The organism is Microbacterium gilvum, assembly GCF_039543865.1.
GTDB lineage: Bacteria > Actinomycetota > Actinomycetes > Actinomycetales > Microbacteriaceae > Microbacterium > Microbacterium gilvum.
On sequence record NZ_BAABKO010000001.1, the window covers coordinates 402,988 to 428,992 of the forward strand.

The window sequence follows — 26,005 nt, forward strand, 5'->3', positions numbered from 1 at the left end:
CGTGCCGTCCGCAGACGGTCAGCCGCCGATGGCGCGCAGCCAGGCCTGACGGGCGTCCAGCGCCTCCTTGGCGTCGGCGATGGCGCGCTTGTCGCCCTTCGCCTCTGCCGCGGCGAGCTCGTCCTGCAGCTTCTCGATGGCGTCGCGAAGCTGGCCGCCGAGGTCGTTGGCGCGCGCCTTCGTCTCGGGGTTGTTGCGCTTCCAGTCGGCGTCCTCGCGCTGCTTGAGCTCCTGCTCGATGCGGCGCAGCTGGTCGTCGAGACCGCGCTCCACGTCGCGCGGGAAGATGCGGCCGACCTCGTCCCAGCGACGCTGGATGCCCGTGAGCAGTCGGCGCGCCTCCGTGAGGTCCTTCGTGTCCGGAACGACGGCGGCCTCCTCGAGGAGCGCCTTGCGCGCCTCGATGCGCGGCGCCGACTCGGCCTGCTCGGCCGCGTCGCGCTCCGTGCGCGCCTGGTAGAGGGCATCGCCGGCGGCCTTGAATCGGGCCCACAGCGCGTCGTCGGCCTTGCGCCCGGCGCGTCCGGCTCGCTTCCACTCGTCGAGGAGGGCGCGGTAGGAGGGGATCCCGTCCTCGCCCTTCGGGGCGAGGGCCTCCGCGCGCTCGATGAGGCGGTTCTTCACGTCGCGCGCGGCCTTGTGGACCTCGTCGAGCTCGGCGAAGAACGCACGACGGTGGCGCTCGACCGTCGAGCGGGCGTCGCGGAAGCGCTTCCAGAGCGCCTGCGCCTGCGCCTTCGGGAGGCGGGGGCCGGTCTGCTGATGCGTCTGCCATGCCGCGAAGAGCTCGGACAGCTCGGCCGTGGCCTGCTTCCACTGCACCTGCTGGGGGTCGCGGGCTGCGAGAGCCTCGGCCTTCTCGACGATCGCGGTCCGCTCGACGATGGCGGCGTCGACAGCGGCGCGTGCGGCCGCGGCCTCCTCGGCGGTGGCCTCGGCGAGCGCCTCCACGAGCGCCGTGAGGCGCTGCTCGAGCGCCGCCAGGTCGCCGACGGCGGCGGCGCCCGCGACATCCTTCTGGAGGCGCCCGGCCTGACCGCGGAGGTCGCTGGCGGATGCGCCGCCGCGCGTGCGGCGCTGCTCGAGCGTGGCGACCTTGAACTCGAGGTCGGCGAACTTGCGGGCGAAGTACTCCAGCGCCTCCTGCGGCGTGCCGTCGGGGTAGTCGCCCACCACGCGCCACGTCTCGCCCTCGCGCACCGACACGACGCCGTTCTCGGTGACCTGTGCCCACTCGTGCTCGATGACGACGGCGCCGGGCTCGACGGGAGCGGCCGGAGCGGTGTCCTCGGCGGGGGTCGTCTCCTCGGCGGGAGCGGACTGCTCAGCCGGAGCGGCCTCCTCGGTCCGACTCGTCTCCTCGGCGGGGGTCGCCTCCTCGGCGGGAGCGGCCTCCTCGGCCGGGGTCGTCTCCGAGGCCGGGGCGCTGTCCTCGGCGGGGGCGCTGTCCTCGGCCGGGGTCGTCTCCTCGGCGGGAGCGGTGTCCTCGGCGGGGGTCGTCTCCCCGGCCGGAGTCGCCTCATCGGCGTCCGGCGCGACCGCCTCCGCGGCGGAGTTCGCGGTCTGCGGCGCGGCCACCTGGCCGTCCTCGACGACGGCGCTGTCGGCGATGGTCTTCTCCGTCACGGCATCGGCGGATGCGGCGGAGTCGGTCTCGGGGGTGTGCTCGGGAATCGACACGGGAATCTCCTTGCGCGGGCGACCGCGGGAGGGGGACAGGACGCGCCCAGCCTAGTACGGCTCGCACGCGCCGGGTCGCCGCGTCAGCCCTCCGGCGTCTCCGTCGGGACCGGCGACTCCGTGGGGACCGGAGTCTCCGCCGGGTCCTCCGACGGCAGCAGCGGCGCAGGCGCCGACGACTCCGTGGGCGTGGGGGTGACCGTGGGCTCCGGCACGCCGGGCCCGACAGAGTAGAAGAGCGCCTGACCCGCGATCGCGAGCGCGATCACGGCCACGGCGATCGACACTCCGACGACGTTGTCGCGTCGGCGGCGGGCGATCCGGGCTTCGTGCAGCCGGGTGCGGGCCTCGTAGACGCGTGCGCGCTCGCGCGCCTCGCGCTCGGCGCGGTTCTTGCCGGTGGCCACGGACTCTCCTTCGCTCCAGGGTCTGAGCCGCCCCCGAGACTACGCCGCGATGCGCCGGACGCCCAATCCGCCGCGCTGCGCCCGTGCGCGGTCGGGTGTCGGCCGCCGCCGTTAGCCTGGAGGGATGACCTCGCCTTCCGCCCTCTTCCAGGGGCAGACGCCGCTCGCCGTGCGGATGCGGCCGACCTCTCTCGACGAGGTCGCGGGCCAGGGCCACCTGCTCCGCCCCGGGTCTCCCATCGTGGCGCTCGCGGACCCGAACGGTGCGAAGCCCGGCACGGTGTCGGTCATCCTGTGGGGCCCGCCCGGGACGGGGAAGACGACGCTCGCGCAGGCGATCGCGCGCTCCTCGGGGCGGCGCTTCGTCGAGCTCTCGGCCATCACGGCGGGAGTGAAGGACGTCCGCGAGGTGATGAAGGAGGCGCTCGACCAGCGCGATCTCTACGGCACCTCGACCATCCTCTTCCTCGACGAGATCCACCGTTTCACGAAGGCGCAGCAGGACGCCCTGCTCCCCGGTGTCGAGAACGGGTGGGTCATCCTCATCGCCGCCACGACGGAGAACCCGTCGTTCTCGATCATCTCGCCGCTGCTGTCGCGCTCCCTCCTCCTCACCCTGCAGCCGCTCACCGACGGCGACCTGGGCGCTCTCGTCGACCGGGCGGTGTCCGACGTCCGCGGACTCGGCGACGCCGTCGCGCTTTCTCCCGAGGCGCGCGCCGCGCTCATCCAGCTCGCGTCGGGCGATGCGCGCCGGGCGCTCACGGCGCTCGAGGCGAGTGCGGGCGTGGCGGCGTCGGAGACGGGCGACGGCGACGACGCTCCCGTCGTGACCGCCGAGCACGTCGCGCAGGCCGTCGACCGCGCCCTCCTCCGCTACGACCGGCAGGGCGACGAGCACTACGACGTCATCAGCGCCTTCATCAAGTCGATCCGCGGCTCCGATCCCGACGCCGCCGTGCACTATCTTGCGCGCATGATCGAGGCGGGGGAGGACGCGCGTTTCATCGCCCGGCGCCTCGTCGTCCACGCCGCGGAGGACATCGGCCTCGCCGACCCGCGCGCCCTCCAGATCGCGGTGGCGGCGGCCGACGCCGTCGCCTTCATCGGGATGCCGGAGGGGCGCATCCCGCTCGCCGAGGCGACCCTGTACCTCGCGACGGCCCCCAAGTCGAACGCCGCCTACGCCGCGATCGACGCGGCCATCGCGGACGTGAAGGCCGGACGCATGGGCCCCGTCCCGAAGCATCTGCGCGACGCGCACTACGCGGGCGCCAAGCGCCTCGGGCACGGCAAGGGCTACCTCTACCCGCACGACAGCGACGTCGGCGTCGTCCCGCAGCAGTACCTCCCCGACGAGCTCACGGGACGCCGCTACTACACGCCCACGACGCACGGCGGCGAGCGCGAGGTGGCCGCGCGCCTCGAGCGCATCCGACGCATCCTCGAGGGCTGACCGGAACTGATAGGATGGACCGGCTCGAAATCCGAGCACATCCCCCTTCGCAGTTCCCCCGGGCAGTTCGGCGTACGCCCCTCCAGCGGGAGAAGGTCGATGTACGTCCGTGTGTCCGCGATCGTCGCGGCCACGTCGAAAGGAAACCATGGTCACCAAGTCGCAGGACCGTCGCAAGGTCCGCCTCTCGCGCGCGCTCGGCGTCGCGCTCACCCCGAAGGCCGCGCGCTACCTCGAGAAGCGCCCCTACGGCCCCGGCCAGCACGGCCGCACCAAGCGCAAGGCCGACAGCGACTACGCCGTCCGTCTGCGTGAGAAGCAGCGTCTGCGCGAGCAGTACGGCATCCGCGAGAAGCAGCTGCGCATCGCGTTCAACGAGGCCCGTCGTCAGGACGGCCTCACCGGTGAGAACCTCGTCGAGCTGCTCGAGATGCGTCTCGACGCGCTCGTGCTGCGTTCGGGCTTCGCCCGCACGACGGCGCAGGCCCGCCAGTTCGTGGTGCACCGCCACATCCTCGTCGACGGCAAGATCGTCGACCGCCCGTCGTTCCGCGTGAAGCCGGGTCAGACCATCGAGATCAAGGCCAAGAGCGAGGGCCTCGAGCCCTTCCAGGTCGCAGCCGCCGGCGGTCACGCCGAGGTCCTGCCGCCCGTTCCCGGCTACCTCGAGGTCGAGCTCGACAAGCTCCAGGCGAAGCTCGTGCGTCGCCCGAAGCGCGTCGAGGTGCCCGTCACCTGCGACGTGCAGCTCGTCGTCGAGTACTACGCCGCGCGCTGATCCAGCCGTGTCCGGAGGGCGTCGGGGCTTCGGCCCCGGCGCCCTCTCGCGTACCCCCCGCGGTGCGGCGACTAGGATGGACGGACGCCGTGCCTCCGCGCGGCCCCGGGCGTTCGGCGCGAGGACGGATGGACATGAAGAAGCTGCTGTGGTTCCTGCTCGGCATCGTGGGCGGATTCGTCGCCGCGCACTTCCTGAACAAGGATCCGCGCGGCCACGAGCTGCTCGCGTCGATCGACGCGCGCATCGAGGAGTTCGCCGACCGCATGACCGACGCGTACCACGAGGAGGACGCCCGCCGCGGCCCCTCCGACACCGAGGCCGCCTGAGCCGACAGGCCCCGAGACCCCTTCGTACGCGGGGACGCCGCCGGATGGCGGCAGCTCCCGCACGCACCAGCAAGGACGAACCCCCACCTCATGAAGACCGCGGAGATCGCGCAGCGCTACCTCGACTACTTCGAGAAGAACGACCACACCATCGTCCCCTCGGCGTCGCTCGTGAGCGACGACCCCTCGATCATGTTCACGATCGCCGGGATGGTGCCGTTCATCCCGTACCTCACCGGGGTGGTCCCGGCGCCCTTCCCGCGCGCGGCCGACGTGCAGAAGTGCATCCGCACGAACGACATCGAGGAGGTCGGGAAGACCGCGCGTCACGGCACGTTCTTCCAGATGCTCGGGAACTGGTCGTTCGGCGACTACTTCAAGGAAGGCGCCATCGCCTACGCATGGGAGCTGCTCACGTCGAGCGAGTCCGACGGCGGCCTCGGGTTCGCGGAGCGCGACCTGTGGGTGACCGTGTACGAGGACGACGACGAGGCCGCCGGCCTGTGGCAGAAGGTCGCCGGTCTCCCCGCCTCGCGCATCCAGCGGATGGGCAGGGCCGACAACTTCTGGACGACCGGTCAGCCCGGGCCCGCCGGCCCCTGCTCCGAGATCTACTTCGACCGCGGCCCGGCGTACGGCCCCGACGGTGGCCCCGCCGTCGACGACAGCCGCTTCCTCGAGATCTGGAACCTCGTGTTCATGCAGAACGCGATCACGAACGTGCGGTCGAAGACCGAGTTCGACATCGTCGGAGAGCTGCCGAAGAAGAACATCGACACCGGCATGGGCCTCGAGCGCGTCGCCTTCATCAAGCAGGGCGTCGAGAACATGTACGAGACCGACCAGGTGCGCCCGGTGCTCGACCGCGCGGTCGAGCTGTCGGGCCGCCGCTACGGCGCCGTGCACGAGGACGACGTGCGCTTCCGCGTGATCGCCGACCACGTGCGCTCGTCTCTCATGCTCCTCTCCGACGGCGTCACGCCGTCGAACGAGGGGCGCGGGTACATCCTGCGCCGTCTCATGCGTCGCACCGTCCGCTCGATGCGCCTGCTCGGCGTCGACGAGGCGACGTTCCCCGCCCTCTTCGAGGCCTCCCGCGATGCCATGAAGGCGGGCTACCCGGAGGTGGAGCGCGACTGGCAGCGCATCTCGTCGTACGCGTTCGCGGAGGAGGAGACCTTCCTGCGCACGCTCACGGCGGGGTCGACGATCCTCGACACGGCCGTGGAGAGGACGCGGACCGAGGGCGGGACCACGCTCCAGGGCTCCGAGGCGTTCCTCCTCCACGACACGTACGGGTTCCCCATCGACCTCACGCTCGAGATCGCCGAGGAGGCGGGCATCGGCGTCGACCGCGACGCGTTCGACACGCTCATGCAGGAGCAGCGTCTCCGCGCCAAGGCCGACGCCCGCTCCCGCAAGCGCGCGATCGCCGATGTCGGCGTCTACCGCGACTTCCGCGCGCTCGGGGAGACGGTCTTCACGGGCTACACCGATCTCGAGACGCCGTCGCGCGTCCTCGGCGTGCTCGTCGACGGGATCTCCGCCGGCCGCGCCTCCGAGGGGCAGATCGCCGAGGTGATCCTCGCGGAGACGTCACTGTACGCCGAGTCGGGCGGCCAGGTGGCCGACAAGGGCACCATCGTCGGCCCCGGCTACGAGCTCGAGGTGCTCGACGTGCAGCGCCCCGTGCCGGGGCTCATCAGCCACACCGTCGAGGTCGTGCGCGGCGAGGTGGCGGTCGACCAGCCCGCGACGACGATCGTCGACGCCGCGAACCGCCGGTCCGCCACGCAGGCGCACTCCGCCACGCACCTCGTCCACGCCGCCCTGCGCGACACGCTCGGCTCTGGCGCGACGCAGGCGGGCTCGCTCAACCGGGCCGGCTACCTGCGCTTCGACTTCACCTGGAGCCAGGCGCTGAGCGCCGCCACGCGCAGCGAGATCGAGGAGATCGCCAACAACGCGGTGCGCGACAACCTCGAGGTGTCCACGCGCGTGCTGTCGCTCGACGACGCGAAGGCGGCCGGCGCGATGGCGCTCTTCGGCGAGAAGTACGGCGAGACGGTGCGGATGGTCGACATCGGCGGTCCGTGGTCGCGCGAGCTCTGCGGCGGCACGCACGTCGCGACCTCGGCGGAGATCGGGCTCATCTCGATCACGGGGGAGTCGTCGGTGGGTGCCTCGAACCGCCGTGTGGAGGCGCTCGTCGGCCTCGACGCCTTCCGGGAGCTGACGGCCGAGCGCGCGCTCGTGAGCGAGCTGACGGCGGCGCTCAAGACCCCCAAGGACCAGCTGGCAGCGCGCGTGTCCGAGCTCGCGGCCGGCCTCAAGGCGGCGGAGAAGCGCATCGCCCAGTTCGAGGCCAAGGCGCTCGCGGAGCGCGTGCCCTCCCTCGCCGAGACGGCCGAGCGGGCGGGCGCCGTGCGCCTGGTGGTGCAGGCCGTGGGTGTCGTCGGATCGCAGGACGACGTCCGCTCCCTCGTCGCGTCGGTGCGCGAGCGCCTCGGCAGCGAGGCCGCCGTCGTGGCCCTCGCCGCCGAGATCGGCGGGCGCCCCGTCGTCATCGCCGCCACGAACGAGGCGGCGCGCGGCGCAGGCGTCAAGGCGGGCGCGCTCGCGAAGGCGGCCGCCGCGGCGCTTGGAGGAGGCGGCGGCGGACGCGACGACATGGCGCAGGGCGGCGGCGCCGACGTCACGGCCATCCCTGCCGCGCTCGAGGCCGTGCGCGCCGTCGTGAGCGCTGCGTGACGGGCTTCCGGCGCGGAGTCAGGCTCGGCGTCGACGTGGGCAGGGCCCGCGTCGGCGTCGCGCGCTGCGATGCCGACGGCATGCTCGCCGTCCCCGTGGAGACGGTGCCGCGCGACGACGCGTCGATCGCGCGGCTCGCGGCCCTCGCGGCCGAGCACGACCCGATCGAGATCGTCGTCGGCCTGCCCGTCAACATGCGCGGCGAGGACACGCCGTCGACGACGGACGCGCGGATGTTCGCGGCCGAGCTCGCGGACGCGCAGCCCGCGCCCGTGCGGCTCGTGGACGAGCGCCTCAGCACCGTGACCGCGCACGCCGCGCTCCGGCAGTCGGGGCGGCGCCAGAAGGGGTCGCGTAGCATTGTCGACCAGGTCGCCGCCGTGGTGCTGCTGCAGCACGCGGTCGACACGGAGAAGCAGACGGGGATCGCACCCGGGATCCCCCTCGGCACCGGTTTGGAGTAGCCCCCGCATGCCCGAGACCCCCGATCCCCGAGGCCTGACGCGTCGCGAGCTGCGCGAGCGCGAGCTGGCCGAGCAGGCCCGCCGGACGCTCCCGAGCGCTGCGGCGCGCGACGTCCACGATGCCGCGGCGCACGAGGCCACCGGGCTCGACGCCGCAGGGCACGATGCCGCCGCGCACGACGCGCACGGCGCCGCGCAGCGGGATGCCGCCGCCTCCGCTCCCCGCGGGACGCGGGCCGCCCCCGGACTCGACGACCTCTTCGCGCCCGATCATGTCGACGCGCGGCCGGCGAAGCGCCGTGGATCGAAGCTCGGCTGCCTCATCTCCCTCGTCATCGTGCTCGCCCTCGTGGGCGGGGTCGTCGCGGGCGGCGCCTACGTGTGGAGCACGTACGGCGAGCGCATCTCCGCCTTCCTCGGATGGGACGGGCCGCACGACTACGAGGAGGGCGAGGCGACGGGCGAGGCCCTCGTCACGATCTCCGACGGCGACACCGGGGAGACGATCTCGCAGAGCCTCTACGACGCCGGCGTCACGCTGGAGCCGGATTCGTTCTACCGCTACCTCATCGAGACGGGCGACGACGGGACGTTCTTCCCCGGGGTGTTCCAGCTGCAGCAGCGCATGACGTCCGAGGCGGCGCTGGCGGCGCTGGGCGACGACGCCAACCGGCTCGAGAACACCGTCCTCATCACGGAGGGGAGCTTCGCCGCCGACGCGCTCGTGAGCATTGCGGAGGTCACCGACATCCCGCTCGAGGAGCTGCAGGCCGCGGCGGCGGACTACTCCCGCTTCGGGGTCCCGGCGGAGGCTCCGAGCATCGAGGGGTACCTCTTCCCCGCCACCTACACGTTCGAGCCGGAGGCGACAGCTGACGACGTGATCCGCACCCTCGTCGACGAGATGTTCGAGCGCCTCGATGCGCTCGGCGTCGCGGAGGGGGACCGCTTCGAGATCCTCACGATGGCCGCGCTCGTGCAGCGGGAGTCCGGAGGCGAGGACGACATGGCGCGGATCGCCCGCGTGTTCTCCAACCGCGTCGAGCAGGGCATGCTCCTGCAGTCCGACGCCACCGTCGCCTACGGCGCCGACAGCACGCACACGGTGTGGACGACGGACGAGCAGCGCGCCGACGCATCGAACCCCTACAACACGTACGTGCACGAGGGCTTGCCGGTGGGACCGATCGGGCTGCCCGGCGAGGCGGCGATCGAGGCCGCCATCTCGCCGGCGGAAGGCTCGTGGCTCTACTTCGTGCCGATCAACCTCGCCACGGGCGAGACGGTGTTCTCCGACACCCTCGCCGAACACGAGGCGGCCGTGGCCCAGCTGCAGGAGTGGTGCCGAGCGAGCGAGGAGAACGCGGTCTACTGTGAGTGACGCGCTCCTCGAGGTGTGGGGCGACCCCATCTCGCACAGCCGCTCGCCCGACCTGCACGGCGCCGCCTACCGGCTGCTGGGCCTGGACTGGGAGTTCGCGCGCCGCCGCGTCCCCGGCGAGGTCTTCGACGAGACGCTGGCTGGCGCCCTCGGGCGCGTACGCGGTCTCGCGGTGACGATGCCGCTCAAGGAGCGCGCGTTCCGCGCAGCCGGATGGCACGGACGCCGCGCAGAGCTCACGGGCGCCGTCAACACGCTGTTCTTCGGGGCGCCGTCGCGCGATCTCCCCGGCATCGCCGAGTGGGACGGCGCGTCGCCCGTCGGCTTCAACACGGATGTCGGCGGCATCGTGCGCGCGCTCGGCGAGCTCGGCATCGACGAGCTGGAGCACGCCCGCATCGCGGGCGCGGGGGCGACGGCGGCATCCGCGCTCGTCGCGCTCTCGGAGCTCGGCGCCCGCCGTGTCGACGTCGTCGCGCGCACCCCCGAGCGCGCCGAGCCCCTCGTGGCCATCGGCGGGCGGGCGGGCGTCGACGTCCGCGTGTCGTCGTTCGACGCCGCCCACGCCGCCGTCGACCTGACGATCGCGACCCTCCCGGGCGGCGCCGCCCTGCCCGACGACACGGCGGACCGTCTGGCGGATGCCGGCGGGGCGCTCTTCGACGTGGCGTACGCGCCGTGGCCCTCCGCCCTCGCGACGCGATGGCGGCCCGGCGCCGCGCACTCGGGACTCGGCATGCTGCTGCACCAGGCGGTGCTGCAGGTGCGCATCTTCACGACGGGAGGCCTCGACGAGCCCCTCCCCGGCGAGGAGGCGGTCGTGGCCGCGATGCGCTCCGCGCTCATGGGAGACTAGACATCATGCTCCGCGTGCTCACCGCCGGCGAATCGCACGGCCCCGAACTCATCGCCATCATGGAGGGACTCCCGGCCGGCGTCCCCGTCACGGCCTCCGCCATCCAGGCCGATCTGCAGCGACGGAAGCTCGGTTACGGCCGTGGGTCGCGCATGAAGTTCGAGCAGGACGAGCTGTCGCTCTCCGGCGGCGTCCGCCACGGGCTCACCATGGGGAGCCCCGTCGCTCTGCGCATCGGCAACACCGAGTGGCCGAAGTGGACCGAGGTCATGAGTCCCGAGCCCGTCGAACTGACGGAGAAGTCGCGCGGGCGCGGCGCGGCGCTGACGCGCCCGCGGCCGGGGCACGCCGATCTCGTGGGCATGCAGAAGTACGGCTTCGACGAGTCGCGTCCCATCCTCGAGCGAGCGAGTGCCCGCGAGACCGCGGCGCGCGTCGCCCTGGGCGCCGTGGCGCGCGCCTTCCTCGGCGAGCTCGGCATCCGCCTCGTCAGCCACACGCTGTCCATCGGCCCCGTCCGCGTGCCGGACGACGCGCCGCTGCCTGGCCCCGACGACGTCGCGCTGCTCGACGCCGACCCGCTGCGGTGCTTCGACGCCGCGACGAGCGAGCGGATGGTCGCAGAGGTCGACGACGCGAAGAAGGACGGCGACACGCTCGGCGGCATCGTCGAGGTGCTCGCCTACGGGCTGCCGCCGGGACTGGGATCCCATGTGCAGTGGGACCGCCGCCTTGATGCGAAGCTCGCCCAGGCTCTCATGAGCATCCAGGCGATCAAGGGCGTCGAGGTCGGCGACGGCTTCGAGACGACGCGCCGCCGCGGATCGCAGGCGCACGACGAGCTGTTCGCCACGGACGGCGGCATCGCGCGCGGCACCGACAAGGCGGGCGGCACGGAGGGCGGCATGTCCACGGGCACGCTGCTGCGCGTGCGCGCGGGCATGAAGCCGATCGCCACCGTCCCCCATGCGCTGCGCACGATCGACGTCGCCACGGGCGAGACGGCCTCGGCCCATCACCAGCGCTCCGACGTCTGCGCCGTCCCGGCTGCGGGGGTCGTCGCCGAGGCGATGACGGCGATCGTGCTCGCCGAGGTCGTGCTGGAGAAGTTCGGCGGCGACTCGGTCGCCGAGACCCGCCGCAACCTGGAGGGCTACCTCGAGGCCATCCCCGACACGCAGCGGACGGCCGCCGACGCGCTCGCGCATGACGCCGACCTCTGAACCGGCGGGCGCCGTCGTCTTCGTCGGCCCCATGGGCGCCGGCAAGTCGAGCCTCGGGCGCCGTGTGGCACGCGCGCTCGGCCTGCCGTTCACCGACACCGACTCCGAGATCGTGCGCACGCACGGTCCGATCGCCGAGATCTTCGTGCGCGAGGGGGAGGAGCGCTTCCGCGCCCTCGAGCGCGATGCGGTCGCCCGGGCCCTCGCCGACGGCGGCGTCGTGGCGCTCGGCGGGGGAGCGGTGCTCGCGGCGGAGACGCGCGCGCTGCTGCGCGACCACCGCGTCGTGCTGCTCACGGTCGACGAGAAGACGATCGCGGCGCGCATCCGGGGCCAGAAGCGCCCCCTGCTGAACGCGGGCGACGACCCCGTCGCCGAGTGGGTCCGCATCCGCGATGCCCGCGCCGCTCTCTACGACGAGGTCGCCGACCGCGCATTCGACACGTCGAAGGGCCCCACGCAGGCCACCGTCGACCGGATCGTCGCCTGGCTGCGGGGCGACGAGGACGCGCGCCCGGAGGCGGCGCAGGAGGAGGACCGATGAGCGACACCGTGATCCGCGTGGAGGGGCAGCCGGGCTACGACGTCGTCGTCGGGCACGGCGTGCTCGGGCGTCTCGCCGATGCGCTGCCGCCCGCCGCGACGAAGGTCCTCGTGGTCCACCAGCCCTCGCTCGGCGCGCGCGCCGATGCGCTGCGCTCGTCCCTGATGTCCGACGGCGCGCGCGAGGTGCTCCTCGCCGAGGTGCCGGACGCGGAGTCGGCCAAGCGCGTCGAGGTGGCCGCCTTCTGCTGGCAGATCATGGGGCAGGCCGACTTCACGCGCTCCGACGCCGTCGTCGGACTCGGCGGCGGCGCCGTCACCGACCTCGCGGGCTTCGTCGCGGCGACGTGGCTGCGCGGCGTCGACGTCGTCCAGGTCCCGACGACCGTGCTCGGCATGGTCGACGCCGCCGTCGGGGGCAAGACCGGCATCAACACCGCCGAGGGGAAGAACCTCGTGGGCGCGTTCTGGGCGCCGCGCGCGGTGCTGTGCGACCTCGAGCTGCTCGCGACGCTGCCCGGGAACGAGGCGGTGGCCGGGTTCGCCGAGGTCGTCAAGGCAGGGTTCATCCGCTACCCCGAGATCCTCGACATCGTCGAGGCCGACCCCGCCCGCGCCGTCGACCCCGCGACCCCCGAGTTCCGCCGGTGCATCGAGCTCGCCATCCGCATGAAGGCCGACGTCGTCGGCGCGGACTTCCGGGAGTCGGGCGTGCGCGAGACCCTCAACTACGGCCACACCCTCGGGCACGCCGTCGAGCACGCCGAGCGCTACCGCTGGCGCCACGGCGCAGCGGTGTCGATCGGCATGATGTACGCCGCCGAGCTGTCCCGCCTCGCGGGCCGGCTCTCCGACGCCGCCGTCGACCGCCACCGCGCCATCCTCGAGTCGCTCGGGCTCCCCACCACGTACCGGGCCGGCGCCTGGCAGCAGCTCCTCGCCACCATGCAGCGCGACAAGAAGGCCAGGGCGGGGATGCTCCGCTTCGTCCTCCTCGACGACATCGGGAAGCCCACCGTCACGCAGGCCCCCGACGAGTCGCTCCTCTTCGCCGCGTACCAGGAGATCGCCGAGGAGAGCGCCGGCCGGATCGTGTCCACAGGCGGGGGCCGGTAGGATATTCTCTCGGCCCTGCGCGGGCCATCCGAACCTTCATACGAACGATCCTCACGAACGGACCGAACAGGCATATGGCTTCCACGGCAGACATCAAGAACGGCGTTGTTCTCTCCATCGACGGACAGCTCTGGAGCGTGGTGGAGTTCCAGCACGTGAAGCCCGGCAAGGGCGGCGCGTTCGTGCGCACCAAGCTGAAGAACGTCGTCTCGGGCAAGACCGTCGACCGCACCTTCAACGCGGGCGCGAAGGTCGACATCCAGAACGTCGACCGACGCGACTTCACGTACCTCTACAACGACGGCGAGTCCTTCGTGTTCATGGACGCGACCGACTACGACCAGATCAACGTGTCGGAGGCCGTCGTCGGCGACGCCGCCAACTACCTCCTCGAGAACCAGCTCGTGACGATCGCGCTGCACGACGGCCTTCCGCTCTACATCGACATGCCCGCATCGGTCGTCCTCGAGATCACCTACACCGAGCCGGGCCTCCAGGGCGACCGCTCGTCGGCCGGCACCAAGCCCGCGACGGTGCAGACCGGCTACGAGATCCAGGTGCCCCTCTTCCTCGAGACCGGCACGAAGGTCAAGGTCGACACCCGCACGGGCGACTACCTCGGCCGCGTCAACGACTGAAGCCCGCGAGTGAGCGCACGCACCAAGGCGCGCAAGCGCGCCCTCGACATCCTCTTCGCCTCCGACGTGCGAGGCGACGCCATCGAGACGACCCTCGGCGCCGAGGCGCGGCGGGCCGCCGCCGAGCCCGCGCGCGAGGCGTCGTGGCTGTACGCGCGCGACATCGTCGACGGCGTCATCGACCACAGGGACGAGATCGACGAGCAGATCACGACGCACAGCCGCGACTGGAAGATCGACAGGATGCCCGCGGTCGACCGTGCGCTCCTCCGCATCGGGACGTGGGAGATCCTCTACAACGACGACGTCCCTACCGCCGTCGCGATCGACGAGGCCGTCGAACTCGCCAAGGAGCTCTCCACGGAGGACTCCGGCGCGTTCGTCCACGGCGTCCTCGCCCGCATCGCACGCTCGAACTGAGGCCGGGGCACCCTCCGCGTGGCCGCGCCGTACGTCGACCCCGACGCCATCCGACGGATGGCGGAGGGCGCATCGTACGAGCGCGGCGTGGCGTACTTCCAGGAGGGCGCCGTCGAGCACGCCCGCTGGATGACCGACGGCGTGACGCTCAACGCGCGCGTGGCGGGGTCCGCCGCGCGCGCGTACAGCCAGCGGATCCGCGTCGATCCCCGCGGCGCGAGCGTCATCGCGAGCCAGTGCTCGTGCCCCGTCGGCAGCCGGTGTAAGCACGTCGTCGCGGCGCTCCTCGCCGCGAACGCGCAGCACCGCAACGCCGAGGCCGACGGCCATGCGGCGGTCGCCGCGTCGTCGTGGCGCGCGCTCCTCGCGGTGCCGGAGGCGCCCCTCGCGACGGGGACGGCGCCGCTCGCGCTCGGCGTCGAGCTCCGGCAGCGCGCCGCCCGCGGGCAGAGCGCGTGGCAGCCGCGCAAGGCGTCGGCCGCGACACCGCGGCAGATCGCCACGGGCGACACGGCGGAGCTCTTCGTGGGCCTCCGGCCGCTCCTGCGCAGCGACCGCTCCGACGCCTGGATCAAGGGCGACGTCACGTGGGACGCGGTACGTCGGCCCGGCAGCCGCTTCCCGCGGTCGCAGACGAGGTGGTTCGCCGAGCTCTACAGCATCGCCCGCGACGTGTTCCGGATGGACGCCTACGGCGACGGTGCGGAGTGGCTCACGCTCGACACCGTCTCGTCGGCGCTCCTCTGGCCGCATCTGCGCGCCGCCGACGCGCTCGGCATCCCCCTCGTCCCGACGCAGAAGCTCCTCGACGTGCGCCTCGCCCCGCACGCCGAGGCCCGCGTCGGCATCGACCGCCGGGAGGACGGCGGGCTGCGCGTGCGCGCGGAGGTCGAGATCGCCGGCGCGCCCGTCGACCCCCGCACGGTGCGGCCGGTCGCCCGGACGGGCGTGTACGCCGTGGGCCTCGAGTACGGCCGCATCACGCTCGATCTCGCGCCTGTCGCGCTGGGAGAGCCCGTCCACGCGCTCCTGTCCGCGGGCGGGGAGATCGCCGTGCCCGCGCACGAGGCGGACGAATTCGTCGCGGAGGCCGTGCCGGTCATCGCCCGCCGCGCGGGCGTCCGCGCCTCGGCGGGGATCGAGCTGCCGGAGACGCCGGAGCCCCGTGCGCACATCGCGGTGTCGTTCCATCCGGGTGACCGCACGACGTACGTGCTGTCATGGGACTACCCCGGCCTCGGACGGCATCGCTTCGACGGGACCCCCGGTGCGGCCGCGGCCGATCCGGATCGCGACGAGACGACCGAGGCCGCGCAGGCGGAGGCCGTGGCGCGCGCATGGGACGCCGCAGGAGATCTGCCCTATGCGCCGTCGGGCGAGCTGCGCGACGTCGACGCCGCCGAGTTCTCGTTCGCCGTCCTGCCCGCCCTCGAAGCGGCGGGAGTCGTCGTGGAGACGACGGGGGAGAGGCGGCGCTACCGCGAGCTGGAGGGCGCACCCGAGATCTCCGTCTCGACGGTCGAGAGCACCGACGCCGACTGGTTCGACCTCGGCGTCGTCGTCTCGATCGACGGCCGCAGCATCCCGTTCGCTCCGCTCTTCACGGCGATCAGCCAGCGCCGCAAGAAGATGCTGCTCGCCGACGGCGGGTACTTCTCGCTCGACCATCCCGCGCTCCAGCGGCTGCGCGAGCTCGTGGACGAGGCGGCGACGCTCTCGGAATGGGAGTCGGGACCGCGCATCAGCCGGTACCAGACGGCGCTGTGGGCCGATTTCGAGGACCTCGCCGACGAGGCGGTCCCCGCCGTCAGCTGGCGCACCACGGCCGAGGGTCTGCGCGACATCGACCGCATCGAGCCGACGCCGGCCCCCGCCGGCCTCCGCGCCGAGCTGCGGCCCTACCAGCAGACCGGACTCGACTGGCTCGCCTTCCTGTGGCGGCACCGGCTCGGGGGGATCCTCGCCGACGACATGGGCCTCGGCAAGACGGTCCAGATGCTCGCGCTCATGCTGCACACGCGCGAGCAGGGCGAGGACCGCCCCTTCCTCGTCGTCGCGCCGACGTCCGTCACCGCGACCTGGGCGGACGAGGCGGCGCGCTTCGCCCCGTCGCTGCGCGTGCGACGCATCGATGCGACGCGCACGAAGCGCTCCGGCTCGCTCGCCGACGTGGCGGCCGACGCCGACGTCGTCGTGACCTCGTACGCGCTCCTGCGCCTCGACGACGACGAGTACGCGTCCGTGGAATGGGCGGGGCTCATCCTCGACGAGGCGCAGTTCGCGAAGAACCCGCAGACGAATGTGCACCGCGCCGCGCGCGAGCTGCGCGCCGACGTCACCTTCGCCGTCACCGGGACGCCGTTGGAGAACGGCCTGTCCGAGCTGTGGGCGCTCCTCTCCCTCGCCGCGCCCGGCCTCTTCCCCTCTGCCCGGCGGTTCCGCGAGGAGTACGTCGGCCCCATCGAGAAGGGGAAGGTCCCGGAGGACCAGGAGGGCTCCGACTATCGCGAGCGCCGCCTCGCGCGCCTGCGCCGGCGCATCCGCCCCCTCATGCTCCGCCGCACGAAGGAGCTCGTCGCGGCCGATCTGCCGCCCAAGCAGGAGCAGCGTCTCCATGTCGAGCTCAGCCCGGAGCACCGCGCCGTCTACGACACCGTGCTGCAGCGCGAGCGCCAGAAGGTGCTCGGACTCCTCCACGACCTCGACCGGAATCGCTTCATCGTGTTCCGCTCGCTGACGCTGCTGCGGCTGCTGAGCCTCGCGCCGGAGCTGGTCGACCCCGCGCACGCGCACATCGCGTCGAGCAAGCTCGACGCGCTCGTCGAGCAGCTCGCCGAGGTGACGGCCGAGGGACACCGCACGCTCGTCTTCAGCCAGTTCACGTCGTATCTCGACCTCGTGTCGGAGCGGCTCACGCGCGAGGGGATCGCGCATGCGCACCTCGACGGGTCGACGCGCGACCGCGCGGGCGTCGTCGCCGACTTCCGCACCGGAGACGCCCCCGTCTTCCTCATCAGCCTCAAGGCGGGCGGGTTCGGCCTCACGCTCACGGAGGCCGACTACGTCTACCTCCTCGACCCGTGGTGGAACCCCGCGGCCGAAGCCCAGGCCGTCGACCGCGCGCACAGGATCGGGCAGACGAAGACCGTCATGGTGTACCGCATGATCGCCGCCGACACCATCGAGGAGAAGGTCATGGCGCTGCAGGAGCGCAAGGCCCGCCTGTTCAAGGCCGTCATGGACGACGACGCGCTGTTCTCGCAGGCGCTCACGGCCGACGACATCCGCGGGCTGCTCGAGGACTGAGCGCCGGGCCTCGGCTAGACTGGCAGCACCGGCACCTTTAACCCCGTCCCGTGAGGCGGAGAAGGGAGCGGCGCATGAGCACGAGAACCGTGCTTCACGACGCTGACATCGCGCGTGCGCTGACGCGCATCGCGCACGAGATCCTCGAGTCGAACAAGGGGCCCGACGGCCTCGTGCTCCTCGGCATCCCGACCAGGGGCGTCACCCTGGCCCGCCGTCTCGCGGCGCTCGTCGAGCGCTTCGGCGGCGCTCCCGTTCCGGTCGGCGCCCTCGACGTCACGATGTACCGCGACGACCTCGCGCAGCACCCCACGCGCACGCCGCGACCCACCGACATCCCCGCGGGCGGCATCGACGGGCGCACCGTCGTGCTCGTCGACGACGTGCTCTTCTCCGGTCGCAGCATCCGCGCCGCGCTCGACGCGCTCGGCGACATCGGCCGCCCGGCCGCCGTGCGCCTGGCCATCCTCGTCGACCGCGGGCACAGGGAGCTCCCGATCCGCCCCGACTTCGTCGGCAAGAACCTGCCGTCGGCGCGCTCCGAGCGCGTCAACGTGCGCCTCGCCGAGATCGACGGCGACGAGCACGTCTCGATCGAGGGGACGGAGTGATGCGCCACCTGCTCGACACCCGCACGCTGTCGCGCGCCGACGTGCTGCGGATCCTCGACGTCGCGGAGGACATGGCAGGGACGCAGGAGCGCGAGGTCAAGAAGCTCCCGACGCTGCGGGGCAAGACCGTCGTCAACCTCTTCTTCGAGGACTCCACGCGCACCCGCATCTCCTTCGAGGCCGCGGCGAAGCGCCTCTCCGCCGACGTCATCAACTTCTCCGCCAAGGGCTCCAGCGTCTCGAAGGGCGAGAGCCTGCAGGACACCGCCCAGACGCTGCAGGCCATGGGGGCGGACGCCGTCGTCATCCGGCACGGCGCGTCGGGCGCTCCGCGCACGCTCGCGACGAGCGGATGGATCTCGGCGGGCGTCGTCAACGCGGGAGACGGCACGCACGAGCACCCCACGCAGGCGCTGCTCGACGCCTTCACGATGCGCAAGCGCCGGCACGGCGACGACAGCCGCGGGCGCGACCTCGCCGGCTACCGCGTCGCGATCGTCGGCGACATCCTGCACTCGCGCGTCGCCCGGTCGAACGTGTGGCTCCTCCACACGCTCGGTGCCGAGGTGACTCTCGTGGCGCCGCCCACGCTGCTGCCGCAGGACGTCTCCGCATGGCCCGTCTCGGTGCGCTACGACCTCGATGCGGCGATCGCCGACGCTCCCGACGCGCTCATGATGCTCCGCATCCAGCTCGAGCGCATGAACGCCGCCTATTTCCCGTCGGAGCGGGAGTATTCGCGCCGCTGGGGCCTCGACCCCGTGCGCCTCGCGGCGCTTCCCGACGATACGATTGTCATGCACCCCGGACCCATGAACCGGGGGCTGGAGATCTCCGCAGCCGCCGCCGACTCCCCCCGGGCCACCGTGCTCGAGCAGGTGAGGGCCGGCGTCTCGGTGCGGATGGCCGTGCTCTACCTGCTGCTCGCGGGGGAGCGGACGAACGAGGAGGAGCGATGAGCGAGGTGCTCCTCATCCAGGGGGCCGCGATCGAGGGCGGCGCGACAGCCGACATCCTCGTCGAGGACGGCCGCATCGCGGAGGTCGGCTCCGGCCTCAGCCGCGCGGGCGCCCGGCGGATCGACGCCGACGGGCTCATCGCCCTGCCGGGCCTGGTCGACCTGCACACGCACCTGCGGGAGCCGGGCTACGAGGCGAGCGAGACCATCCTCACGGGGACGCGTGCCGCAGCGGCAGGCGGCTTCACGGCGGTGTTCGCGATGCCGAACACCTCGCCCGTCGCGGATGTCGCCGGCGTCGTCGAGCAGGAGCTCGCGCTCGGCGAGGCGGCCGGGTATGCCACGGTGCAGCCGATCGGCGCCGTCACCGTCGGCCAGAGGGGCGAGCGGCTCGCCGAGCTCGGCGCGATGGCGGACTCCCGGGCGCGCGTGCGCGTATTCAGCGACGACGGCTTCTGCGTGTGGGATCCGCTCATCATGCGTCGCGCGCTCGAGTACGTGAAGGCCTTCGACGGCGTGGTCGCGCAGCACGCGCAGGATCCGCGGCTCACGGAGGGCGCCCAGATGAACGAGGGCGTCGTGTCGGCCGAGCTCGGCCTCGCGGGATGGCCGGCGGTCGCGGAGGAGTCGATCATCGCGCGCGACGTGCTCCTCGCCGAGCACGTCGGCTCGCGCCTGCACGTCTGCCACCTGTCCACGGCGGGATCGGTCGACATCATCCGGTGGGCGAAGAAGCGCGGCATCGACGTCACCGCCGAGGTCACCCCCCACCACCTGCTCCTCACCGACGAGCTCGTGCGAGGGTACGACGCCCGCTACAAGGTCAACCCGCCGCTGCGCCGCGAGGAGGACGTCCTCGCCGTGCGGGAGGGCCTGGCCGACGGCACGATCGACATCGTCGCGACCGATCACGCGCCGCACCCCTCCGAGAACAAGACGTGCGAGTGGGCGGCGGCCGCCAACGGGATGGTCGGCCTCGAGAGCGCCCTGCGCGTCGTGCACGAGGCCATGGTCGGGACGGGACTGCTGGGATGGTCCGACGTCGCGCGCGTGCTCTCCGCCGCGCCGGCGCGCATCGGCCGCCTCGCCGGCCACGGCACGCCCGTCGCGGCCGGGCAGCCCGCGGAGCTGACGCTGTACGACCCGCGCCCGTCGGCGCCCTTCACGCACGACGATCTGCGCGGCCGGAGCGTCAACTCGCCCTATCTCGGACGGGAGCTGCCCGGTCGCGTGCTGTGGACCATCCACCGGGGCGCGCCGACCCTCGCGGACGGCGCGCTGGTCGAGGGGATCGGGGCATGAGCGCCTACCTCCCCGGCCTGCTCGTCGCCGTCGGCCTCGCCGTGCTCGCGCTCGGCGGGATGGCGTGGGGATGGCGACGACGAACGCGCAGGGACGCGGCGCTGACGGCCCCCATGCGCCCCTCTGAGGGGCGGGAGACGGCCGTGTTCGACGTGCTGTACGTCGCCACGACCCGGCACGACCACCCGCTCGAGCGTCTCGCCCTGCGCCCCCTGGCCTTCCGCGCCCGCGCCTCCGTCACCGTGACGGACGCCGGCGTGGCCCTCGCCCTCGCGGGCGAGCCCGCCGTCTTCCTCCGCGCCGCCGAGCTCGCCGGCGCGGGGCGCGCGACCTGGACGATCGACCGGGCCGTCGAGAAGGACGGCCTCGTCGTGATCGCCTGGCACGCGTCCGACGGCACGATCTGCGATTCCTACGTGCGCCTGCAGGGAGGCGATCCCGACGCCCTCGTGGCGGCGATCGAGGACCTGCGCGCACCATCCACCCCCACAGGAGCCACCCGATGACCTCTCTCCTCGACCGCGACCCCGCGGTCCTCGTCCTCGAAGACGGCACCCGGTACGCGGGCCACGCGTACGGCGCCCGCGGCACCACGCTCGGCGAGGTGGTCTTCTCGACCGGCATGACCGGCTACCAGGAGACCCTCACCGACCCGTCGTACGCCGGACAGATCGTCCTGCAGACGGCGCCGCACATCGGCAACACCGGCGTCAACGCGGAGGACCCCGAGTCCCGCCGCATCTGGGTCGCCGGGTACATCGTGCGCGACCCCAGCCGCGTGGTGTCGAACTGGCGTGCGGACGAGCCCCTCGACGCGGCGCTCGAGCGCGACGGCATCGTCGGCATCAGCGGCATCGACACGCGCGCCGTGACGCGCCGCATCCGCTCCGAGGGCTCGATGCGCGGCGGCGTCTTCTCCGGGGACGCCGCAGGCATCGACCCGGACGAGCAGCTGCGCATCGTCGTGGAGGCGCCGGAGATGTCCGGCCGCAACCTCTCGGGCGAGGTCTCCGTCTCCGTCGCCGCCGTCACGCCCGCGCAGGGCGAGCGCATCGGGAACGTGGCCGTCATCGACCTCGGCATCAAGCAGGCGACGGTCGAGAACCTCTCCCGCCGCGGCTTCGAGGTGCACGTCCTGCCCCAGAGCGCGACCTTCGCCGAGGTGAAGGCGATCGACCCCGTCGCGGTCTTCTACTCCAACGGCCCCGGAGACCCCGCCGCGAGCGGCGCCCACGTCGAGCTGCTGCAGGACGTGCTGCGCGACGGCCTGCCGTTCTTCGGCATCTGCTTCGGCAACCAGCTGCTGGGCCGCGCGCTCGGCCTCGGCACGTACAAGCTGCCGTTCGGACACCGCGGCATCAACCAGCCGGTCAAGGACAAGCTGACCGGCCGCGTGGAGATCACGGCGCACAACCACGGCTTCGCCGTCGAGGCACCGATCGAGGGCGTGTTCGAGAGCCCGGCAGGATTCGGCCGCGTCGAGGTCAGCCACGTGGGCCTCAACGACGACGTCGTCGAGGGACTGCGCGCTCTCGACATCCCCGCATTCTCGGTGCAGTACCACCCGGAGGCCGCAGGCGGACCCCACGACGCCAACTACCTCTTCGACCGCTTCCGCGACCTGGTCGCCGACACCCTCAGCAAGAAGGACGCGAATGCCTAAGCGCGACGACATCACCTCCGTCCTCGTCATCGGATCCGGACCGATCGTCATCGGCCAGGCGTGCGAGTTCGACTACTCGGGCACCCAGGCGTGCCGCGTGCTCCGCGAGGAGGGCGTGCGCGTCATCCTCGTGAACTCGAACCCGGCCACGATCATGACCGATCCCGACTTCGCCGACGCGACGTACATCGAGCCGATCACCCCCGAGGTCATCGAGACGATCATCGCCACGGAGAAGCCGGACGCGATCCTCCCGACGCTGGGCGGGCAGACGGCGCTCAACGCGGCCATGGCCCTGCACGAGCGCGGCATCCTCGAGAAGTACGACGTCGAGCTGATCGGGGCGAAGCCCGACGCCATCCGCAAGGGCGAGGACCGTCAGATCTTCAAGGAGCTCGTCATCGAGGCGGGCGCCGAGGTGGCGCGCAGCCACATCGCGCACACCATGGAGGAGGTCCTCGCGGGCGCCGAGAAGCTCGGCTACCCCCTCGTCGTGCGCCCCTCGTTCACGATGGGCGGCCTCGGGTCCGGCTTCGCGTACAACGAGGAGGAGCTGCGCCGCATCGCGGGCGCGGGCCTCCACGAGTCGACCACCACCGAGGTCCTGCTCGAGGAGTCGATCCTCGGGTGGAAGGAGTACGAGCTCGAGCTCATGCGCGACACGGCGGACAACACCGTCGTGGTCTGCTCCATCGAGAACGTCGACCCGGTCGGCGTCCACACGGGCGACTCGATCACGGTCGCGCCGTCGCTCACCCTGACCGATCGCGAGTACCAGCGGCTCCGGGACATCGGCATCGACATCATCCGCGCGGTGGGCGTCGACACGGGCGGCTGCAACATCCAGTTCGCCATCAACCCCGAAGACGGCCGCATCATCGTCATCGAGATGAACCCGCGCGTCTCGCGGTCGTCGGCGCTCGCCTCGAAGGCGACGGGCTTCCCCATCGCGAAGCTCGCCGCCAAGCTCGCTCTCGGCTATCGCCTCGACGAGGTGCCCAACGACATCACGCGCGTCACGCCCGCGTCGTTCGAGCCCACGCTCGACTACGTCGTCGTCAAGGTGCCCCGCTTCGCGTTCGAGAAGTTCCCGGCCGCCGACCCCACCCTCACGACGACCATGAAGTCGGTGGGCGAGGCCATGGCGATCGGCCGCAACTACACGACGGCCCTGCAGAAGGCCCTCCGCTCCGTCGAGAAGCGCGGCTCGAGCTTCCACTGGGGCGACGAGACCCGCTCCGTCGACGAGCTGCTCGAGAGCATCCGGACGCCCACCGACGGCCGCATCGTCGACGTGCAGCAGGCGCTGCGCCTGGGCGCGACGGCCGAGCAGGTGTTCGAGTCCACGAAGATCGATCCCTGGTTCATCGACCAGATGGTGCTCATCAACGAGGTCGCCGACGCCATCCAGGCCGCTCCCGCGCTCGATGAGCGGGCCATCCGCCTCGCGAAGGAGCACGGCTTCTCGGACGTGCAGATAGCGCAGCTGCGCGGTCTCACCGAGGCCGAGGTGCGTGCTCAGCGCCACGCGCTCGGTGTCCGGCCCGTCTTCAAGACGGTTGACACGTGCGCGGGCGAGTTCCCCGCCGCGACGCCGTACCACTACTCCAGCTACGACGCCGAGACCGAGGTGACGCCGTCTGAGCGCCGCAAGGTCGTCATCATCGGGTCGGGCCCCAACCGCATCGGCCAGGGCGTCGAGTTCGACTACTCGTGCGTGCACGCCTCGTTCGCCCTGAGCGACGCGGGCTTCGAGACCGTCATGGTCAACTGCAACCCCGAGACCGTGTCGACCGACTACGACACCTCCGACCGCCTGTACTTCGAGCCGCTCACGCTCGAGGACGTGCTCGAGGTGCTCCACGCGGAGGCGCAGTCGGGCGAGATCTTCGGCGTCGTCTGCCAGCTCGGCGGCCAGACGCCGCTCGGGCTCGCGAAGGGCATCGAGGAAGCGGGCTACACCATCCTCGGCACGAGCCCGGCGGCCATCGATCTCGCCGAGGAGCGCGGGCTGTTCGCGGGCATCCTCGACCGTGCCGGGCTCGTCGCACCGCGCAACGGCACCGCCACGGATGTGGACGGGGCCGTCGCGATCGCGGAGGAGATCGGCTACCCCGTGCTCGTGCGCCCCAGCTTCGTGCTGGGCGGCCGCGGCATGGAGATCGTGTACGACACGGCGAGCCTGCGCGACTACTTCGTGCGCATCGCCGACCAGGCGATCATCGGACCCGGCCAGCCGCTCCTCGTCGACCGGTTCCTCGACGACGCGGTGGAGATCGACGTCGACGCGCTCTACGACGGCGAGCAGCTGTACGTCGGCGGCATCATGGAGCACCTCGAGGAGGCCGGCATCCACTCCGGCGACTCCAGCTGCACCCTCCCGCCCATGTCGCTCGGCCGCAGCGAGATCGACCGCGTGCGGGAGGCGACCCTCGCCATCGCCCAGGGCGTCGGCGTGCGCGGGCTCCTCAACGTCCAGTTCGCCATCAGCGCCGGCGTCCTCTACGTCATCGAGGCGAACCCGCGTGCGAGCCGCACGGTCCCGTTCGTCTCGAAGGCGCTCGGCATCCAGCTCGCGAAGGCGGCGAGCCGCGTCATGGCGGGGTCGACGATCGCCGAGCTGAAGGCGGAGGGCCTGCTCCCCGAGGCCGACGGATCGCGCGTCGCCCTCGACGCGCCGGTCGCGGTCAAGGAGGCCGTGCTGCCCTTCAAGCGCTTCCGCACGAAGGAGGGCGCCGTGGTCGATTCCGTGCTCGGTCCCGAGATGCGCTCCACCGGCGAGGTCATGGGCATCGACCGCGACTTCCCGACCGCCTTCGCGAAGAGCCAGGCGGCCGCGTACGGCGGCATCCCGCTCAGCGGGACCGTCTTCATCTCCGTCGCGGACAGCGACAAGCGCGACGTCATCCTCCCGGCGCATCGTCTGCGGCAGCTGGGCTTCGACATCCTCGCGACGGAGGGCACGGCCGAGATCCTGCGCCGCAACGGCATCGAGGTGGGCGTGGTCAACAAGTACAGCGCGACGCAGGAGAGCGGCGAGGAGAACATCGTCGACCTCATCAACTCGGGCCGCGTCGACATCATCGTGAACACGCCGAGCGGCATGTCGGCCCGTGCCGACGGCTACGAGATCCGCGCGGCCGCTGTCGGCGCCGACAAGGCGCTCTTCACGACCATCTCCGTGCTCGGCGCGGCCGTGAGCGCGATGGACTCCATGGCGGGCGGCTACCGCGTGAAGAGCCTGCAGGAGTACGCCCTGGAACGCGCGTCGTGACGACCTTCGGAGAGCGGGTGCGCGCCGTCCTCGACGAGCGCGGCCCGCTCTGCGTGGGCATCGACCCGCACCTCCCGCTGCTCGGGAGCTGGGGCCTCGAGGCCTCGGCCGCCGGAGCGCGCGAGTTCGGCCTGCGGGTCGTCGACGCCGCAGCAGGTCGCGTCGGGATCGTCAAGCCGCAGGTGTCGTTCTTCGAGCGCTTCGGCTCACGCGGGCTCGCGGCGCTCGAAGAGGTCATCGCGGCCGCCCGCGCCGCAGGCCTCCTCGTGATCGCGGACGCCAAGCGCGGGGACATCGGGTCGACCATGGACGCCTATGCGGCGGCCTGGCTCGAGCCCGGTTCGCCCCTCGAGGCCGACGCGCTCACGGCGAGCCCCTACCTGGGGGTCGGGGCTCTCGACGGCGCGTTCTCCCTCGCCGACGCGCACGGCAAGGGCGTCTTCGTCCTCGCCGCCACGAGCAACCCCGAGGCGGCCGCTCTCCAGCGCGGCCGCAGCGCGGACGCGACGATCGCCGCCGCCGTCGTCGCCGAGGTGTCGGCGCGCAACGCGCGCGTCGCCGCCCCCGGAGAGTGGGGCAGCACGGGCTTCGTCATCGGAGCGACCGTCGACTGGGACGGGGCGGGCCTCGCGCCGTTCGCGCCGCCCGCGCCCATCCTCGCGCCGGGCTTCGGCTACCAGGGCGCGCAGGCGGGCGACCTCGCCGCCGTGTTCGGGCGGATGGCGCCGTGCGTCATCGCCTCGGAGTCGCGCAGCATCCTGGCGGCGGGCCCCGAGGGCATCGCCGCCGCCGTCGCCGCCGCGGCGGCGGCCTACCGGGGGGACGAGAACGGAGGACCCGTTGCCTGAG

The 26,005-nt window shown here is 72.5% G+C and carries 22 protein-coding genes; 20 read left to right on the forward strand and 2 right to left on the reverse strand.

Annotated elements, in window-relative coordinates:
* Positions 1-18 precede the first annotated feature (18 nt).
* Together ABD998_RS02075 and ABD998_RS02080 are read right to left on the reverse strand one after the other, a co-directional pair.
* Positions 19-1,680, reverse strand: a complete 1,662-nt coding sequence (locus ABD998_RS02075) for a DUF349 domain-containing protein (RefSeq protein ID WP_345435438.1) — start codon at positions 1,678-1,680, stop codon at positions 19-21.
* An 83-nt stretch (positions 1,681-1,763) separates the two neighbouring features.
* Complete coding sequence (locus tag ABD998_RS02080; RefSeq protein WP_345435442.1) at positions 1,764-2,087, reverse strand: dioxygenase; 324 nt, start codon at positions 2,085-2,087, stop codon at positions 1,764-1,766.
* A gap of 124 nt (positions 2,088-2,211) precedes the next feature.
* Between ABD998_RS02080 and ABD998_RS02085 the strand changes: the two genes are divergently transcribed.
* The 20 genes from ABD998_RS02085 to pyrF all read left to right on the forward strand — a co-directional run bounded on the left by ABD998_RS02085 (position 2,212) and on the right by pyrF (position 26,004).
* On the forward strand, positions 2,212-3,543 hold the full coding sequence (locus tag ABD998_RS02085; protein WP_345435444.1) for a replication-associated recombination protein A: 1,332 nt from the start codon (positions 2,212-2,214) through the stop codon (positions 3,541-3,543).
* A 148-nt stretch (positions 3,544-3,691) separates the two neighbouring features.
* Complete coding sequence (gene rpsD / locus ABD998_RS02090) at positions 3,692-4,321, forward strand: 30S ribosomal protein S4 (RefSeq protein WP_345435447.1); 630 nt, start codon at positions 3,692-3,694, stop codon at positions 4,319-4,321.
* Positions 4,322-4,455: 134 nt separating this feature from the next.
* Entirely contained in the window at positions 4,456-4,650 is a 195-nt protein-coding gene (locus ABD998_RS02095; RefSeq protein WP_345435449.1) for a hypothetical protein, read from the forward strand.
* A gap of 90 nt (positions 4,651-4,740) precedes the next feature.
* On the forward strand, positions 4,741-7,401 hold the full coding sequence (alaS, locus tag ABD998_RS02100; protein WP_345435451.1) for an alanine--tRNA ligase: 2,661 nt from the start codon (positions 4,741-4,743) through the stop codon (positions 7,399-7,401).
* Positions 7,398-7,865 (forward strand): Holliday junction resolvase RuvX, encoded by a 468-nt coding sequence (ruvX, locus tag ABD998_RS02105; protein ID WP_345435453.1) that lies wholly within the window; start codon positions 7,398-7,400, stop codon positions 7,863-7,865. The genes alaS and ruvX overlap by 4 nt, the downstream gene beginning before the upstream one ends.
* A 7-nt stretch (positions 7,866-7,872) precedes the next feature.
* Entirely contained in the window at positions 7,873-9,246 is a 1,374-nt protein-coding gene (gene mltG, locus ABD998_RS02110; RefSeq protein ID WP_345435455.1) for an endolytic transglycosylase MltG, read from the forward strand.
* Positions 9,239-10,102, forward strand: a complete 864-nt coding sequence (locus ABD998_RS02115) for a shikimate dehydrogenase family protein (RefSeq protein ID WP_345435456.1) — start codon at positions 9,239-9,241, stop codon at positions 10,100-10,102. Before mltG ends, ABD998_RS02115 begins: the two co-directional genes overlap by 8 nt.
* A gap of 5 nt (positions 10,103-10,107) precedes the next feature.
* Positions 10,108-11,325, forward strand: a complete 1,218-nt coding sequence (gene aroC / locus ABD998_RS02120) for a chorismate synthase (protein ID WP_345435458.1) — start codon at positions 10,108-10,110, stop codon at positions 11,323-11,325.
* A complete protein-coding gene (locus ABD998_RS02125) occupies positions 11,309-11,869 on the forward strand; it encodes a shikimate kinase (protein ID WP_345435460.1) in 561 nt (186 codons plus the stop codon). Before aroC ends, ABD998_RS02125 begins: the two co-directional genes overlap by 17 nt.
* Entirely contained in the window at positions 11,866-12,984 is a 1,119-nt protein-coding gene (aroB, locus tag ABD998_RS02130) for a 3-dehydroquinate synthase (RefSeq protein ID WP_345435462.1), read from the forward strand. Before ABD998_RS02125 ends, aroB begins: the two co-directional genes overlap by 4 nt.
* Positions 12,985-13,058: 74 nt before the next feature.
* Positions 13,059-13,622, forward strand: a complete 564-nt coding sequence (efp, locus tag ABD998_RS02135; protein ID WP_345435464.1) for an elongation factor P — start codon at positions 13,059-13,061, stop codon at positions 13,620-13,622.
* 9 nt (positions 13,623-13,631) lie between these two features.
* Positions 13,632-14,042 (forward strand): transcription antitermination factor NusB, encoded by a 411-nt coding sequence (gene nusB, locus ABD998_RS02140; RefSeq protein WP_345435466.1) that lies wholly within the window; start codon positions 13,632-13,634, stop codon positions 14,040-14,042.
* 18 nt (positions 14,043-14,060) lie between these two features.
* A complete protein-coding gene (locus ABD998_RS02145; protein WP_345435468.1) occupies positions 14,061-17,348 on the forward strand; it encodes a DEAD/DEAH box helicase in 3,288 nt (1,095 codons plus the stop codon).
* A gap of 74 nt (positions 17,349-17,422) precedes the next feature.
* A complete protein-coding gene (pyrR, locus tag ABD998_RS02150) occupies positions 17,423-17,959 on the forward strand; it encodes a bifunctional pyr operon transcriptional regulator/uracil phosphoribosyltransferase PyrR (protein ID WP_345435470.1) in 537 nt (178 codons plus the stop codon).
* Positions 17,959-18,918: an aspartate carbamoyltransferase catalytic subunit gene (locus tag ABD998_RS02155; RefSeq protein WP_345435472.1), complete on the forward strand. Its 960-nt coding sequence runs from the start codon at positions 17,959-17,961 to the stop codon at positions 18,916-18,918. Before pyrR ends, ABD998_RS02155 begins: the two co-directional genes overlap by 1 nt.
* Positions 18,915-20,219, forward strand: a complete 1,305-nt coding sequence (locus ABD998_RS02160; RefSeq protein WP_345435474.1) for a dihydroorotase — start codon at positions 18,915-18,917, stop codon at positions 20,217-20,219. Before ABD998_RS02155 ends, ABD998_RS02160 begins: the two co-directional genes overlap by 4 nt.
* Positions 20,216-20,725, forward strand: coding sequence for a PH-like domain-containing protein (locus ABD998_RS02165; protein WP_345435476.1), 510 nt, complete (start codon positions 20,216-20,218; stop codon positions 20,723-20,725). The genes ABD998_RS02160 and ABD998_RS02165 overlap by 4 nt, the downstream gene beginning before the upstream one ends.
* Positions 20,722-21,882 (forward strand): glutamine-hydrolyzing carbamoyl-phosphate synthase small subunit, encoded by a 1,161-nt coding sequence (gene carA / locus ABD998_RS02170; protein ID WP_345435478.1) that lies wholly within the window; start codon positions 20,722-20,724, stop codon positions 21,880-21,882. Before ABD998_RS02165 ends, carA begins: the two co-directional genes overlap by 4 nt.
* Complete coding sequence (gene carB, locus ABD998_RS02175; protein ID WP_345435480.1) at positions 21,875-25,156, forward strand: carbamoyl-phosphate synthase large subunit; 3,282 nt, start codon at positions 21,875-21,877, stop codon at positions 25,154-25,156. Before carA ends, carB begins: the two co-directional genes overlap by 8 nt.
* Positions 25,153-26,004, forward strand: a complete 852-nt coding sequence (gene pyrF / locus ABD998_RS02180; RefSeq protein ID WP_345435482.1) for an orotidine-5'-phosphate decarboxylase — start codon at positions 25,153-25,155, stop codon at positions 26,002-26,004. The genes carB and pyrF overlap by 4 nt, the downstream gene beginning before the upstream one ends.
* The last annotated feature ends 1 nt before the right edge of the window (position 26,005 follow it).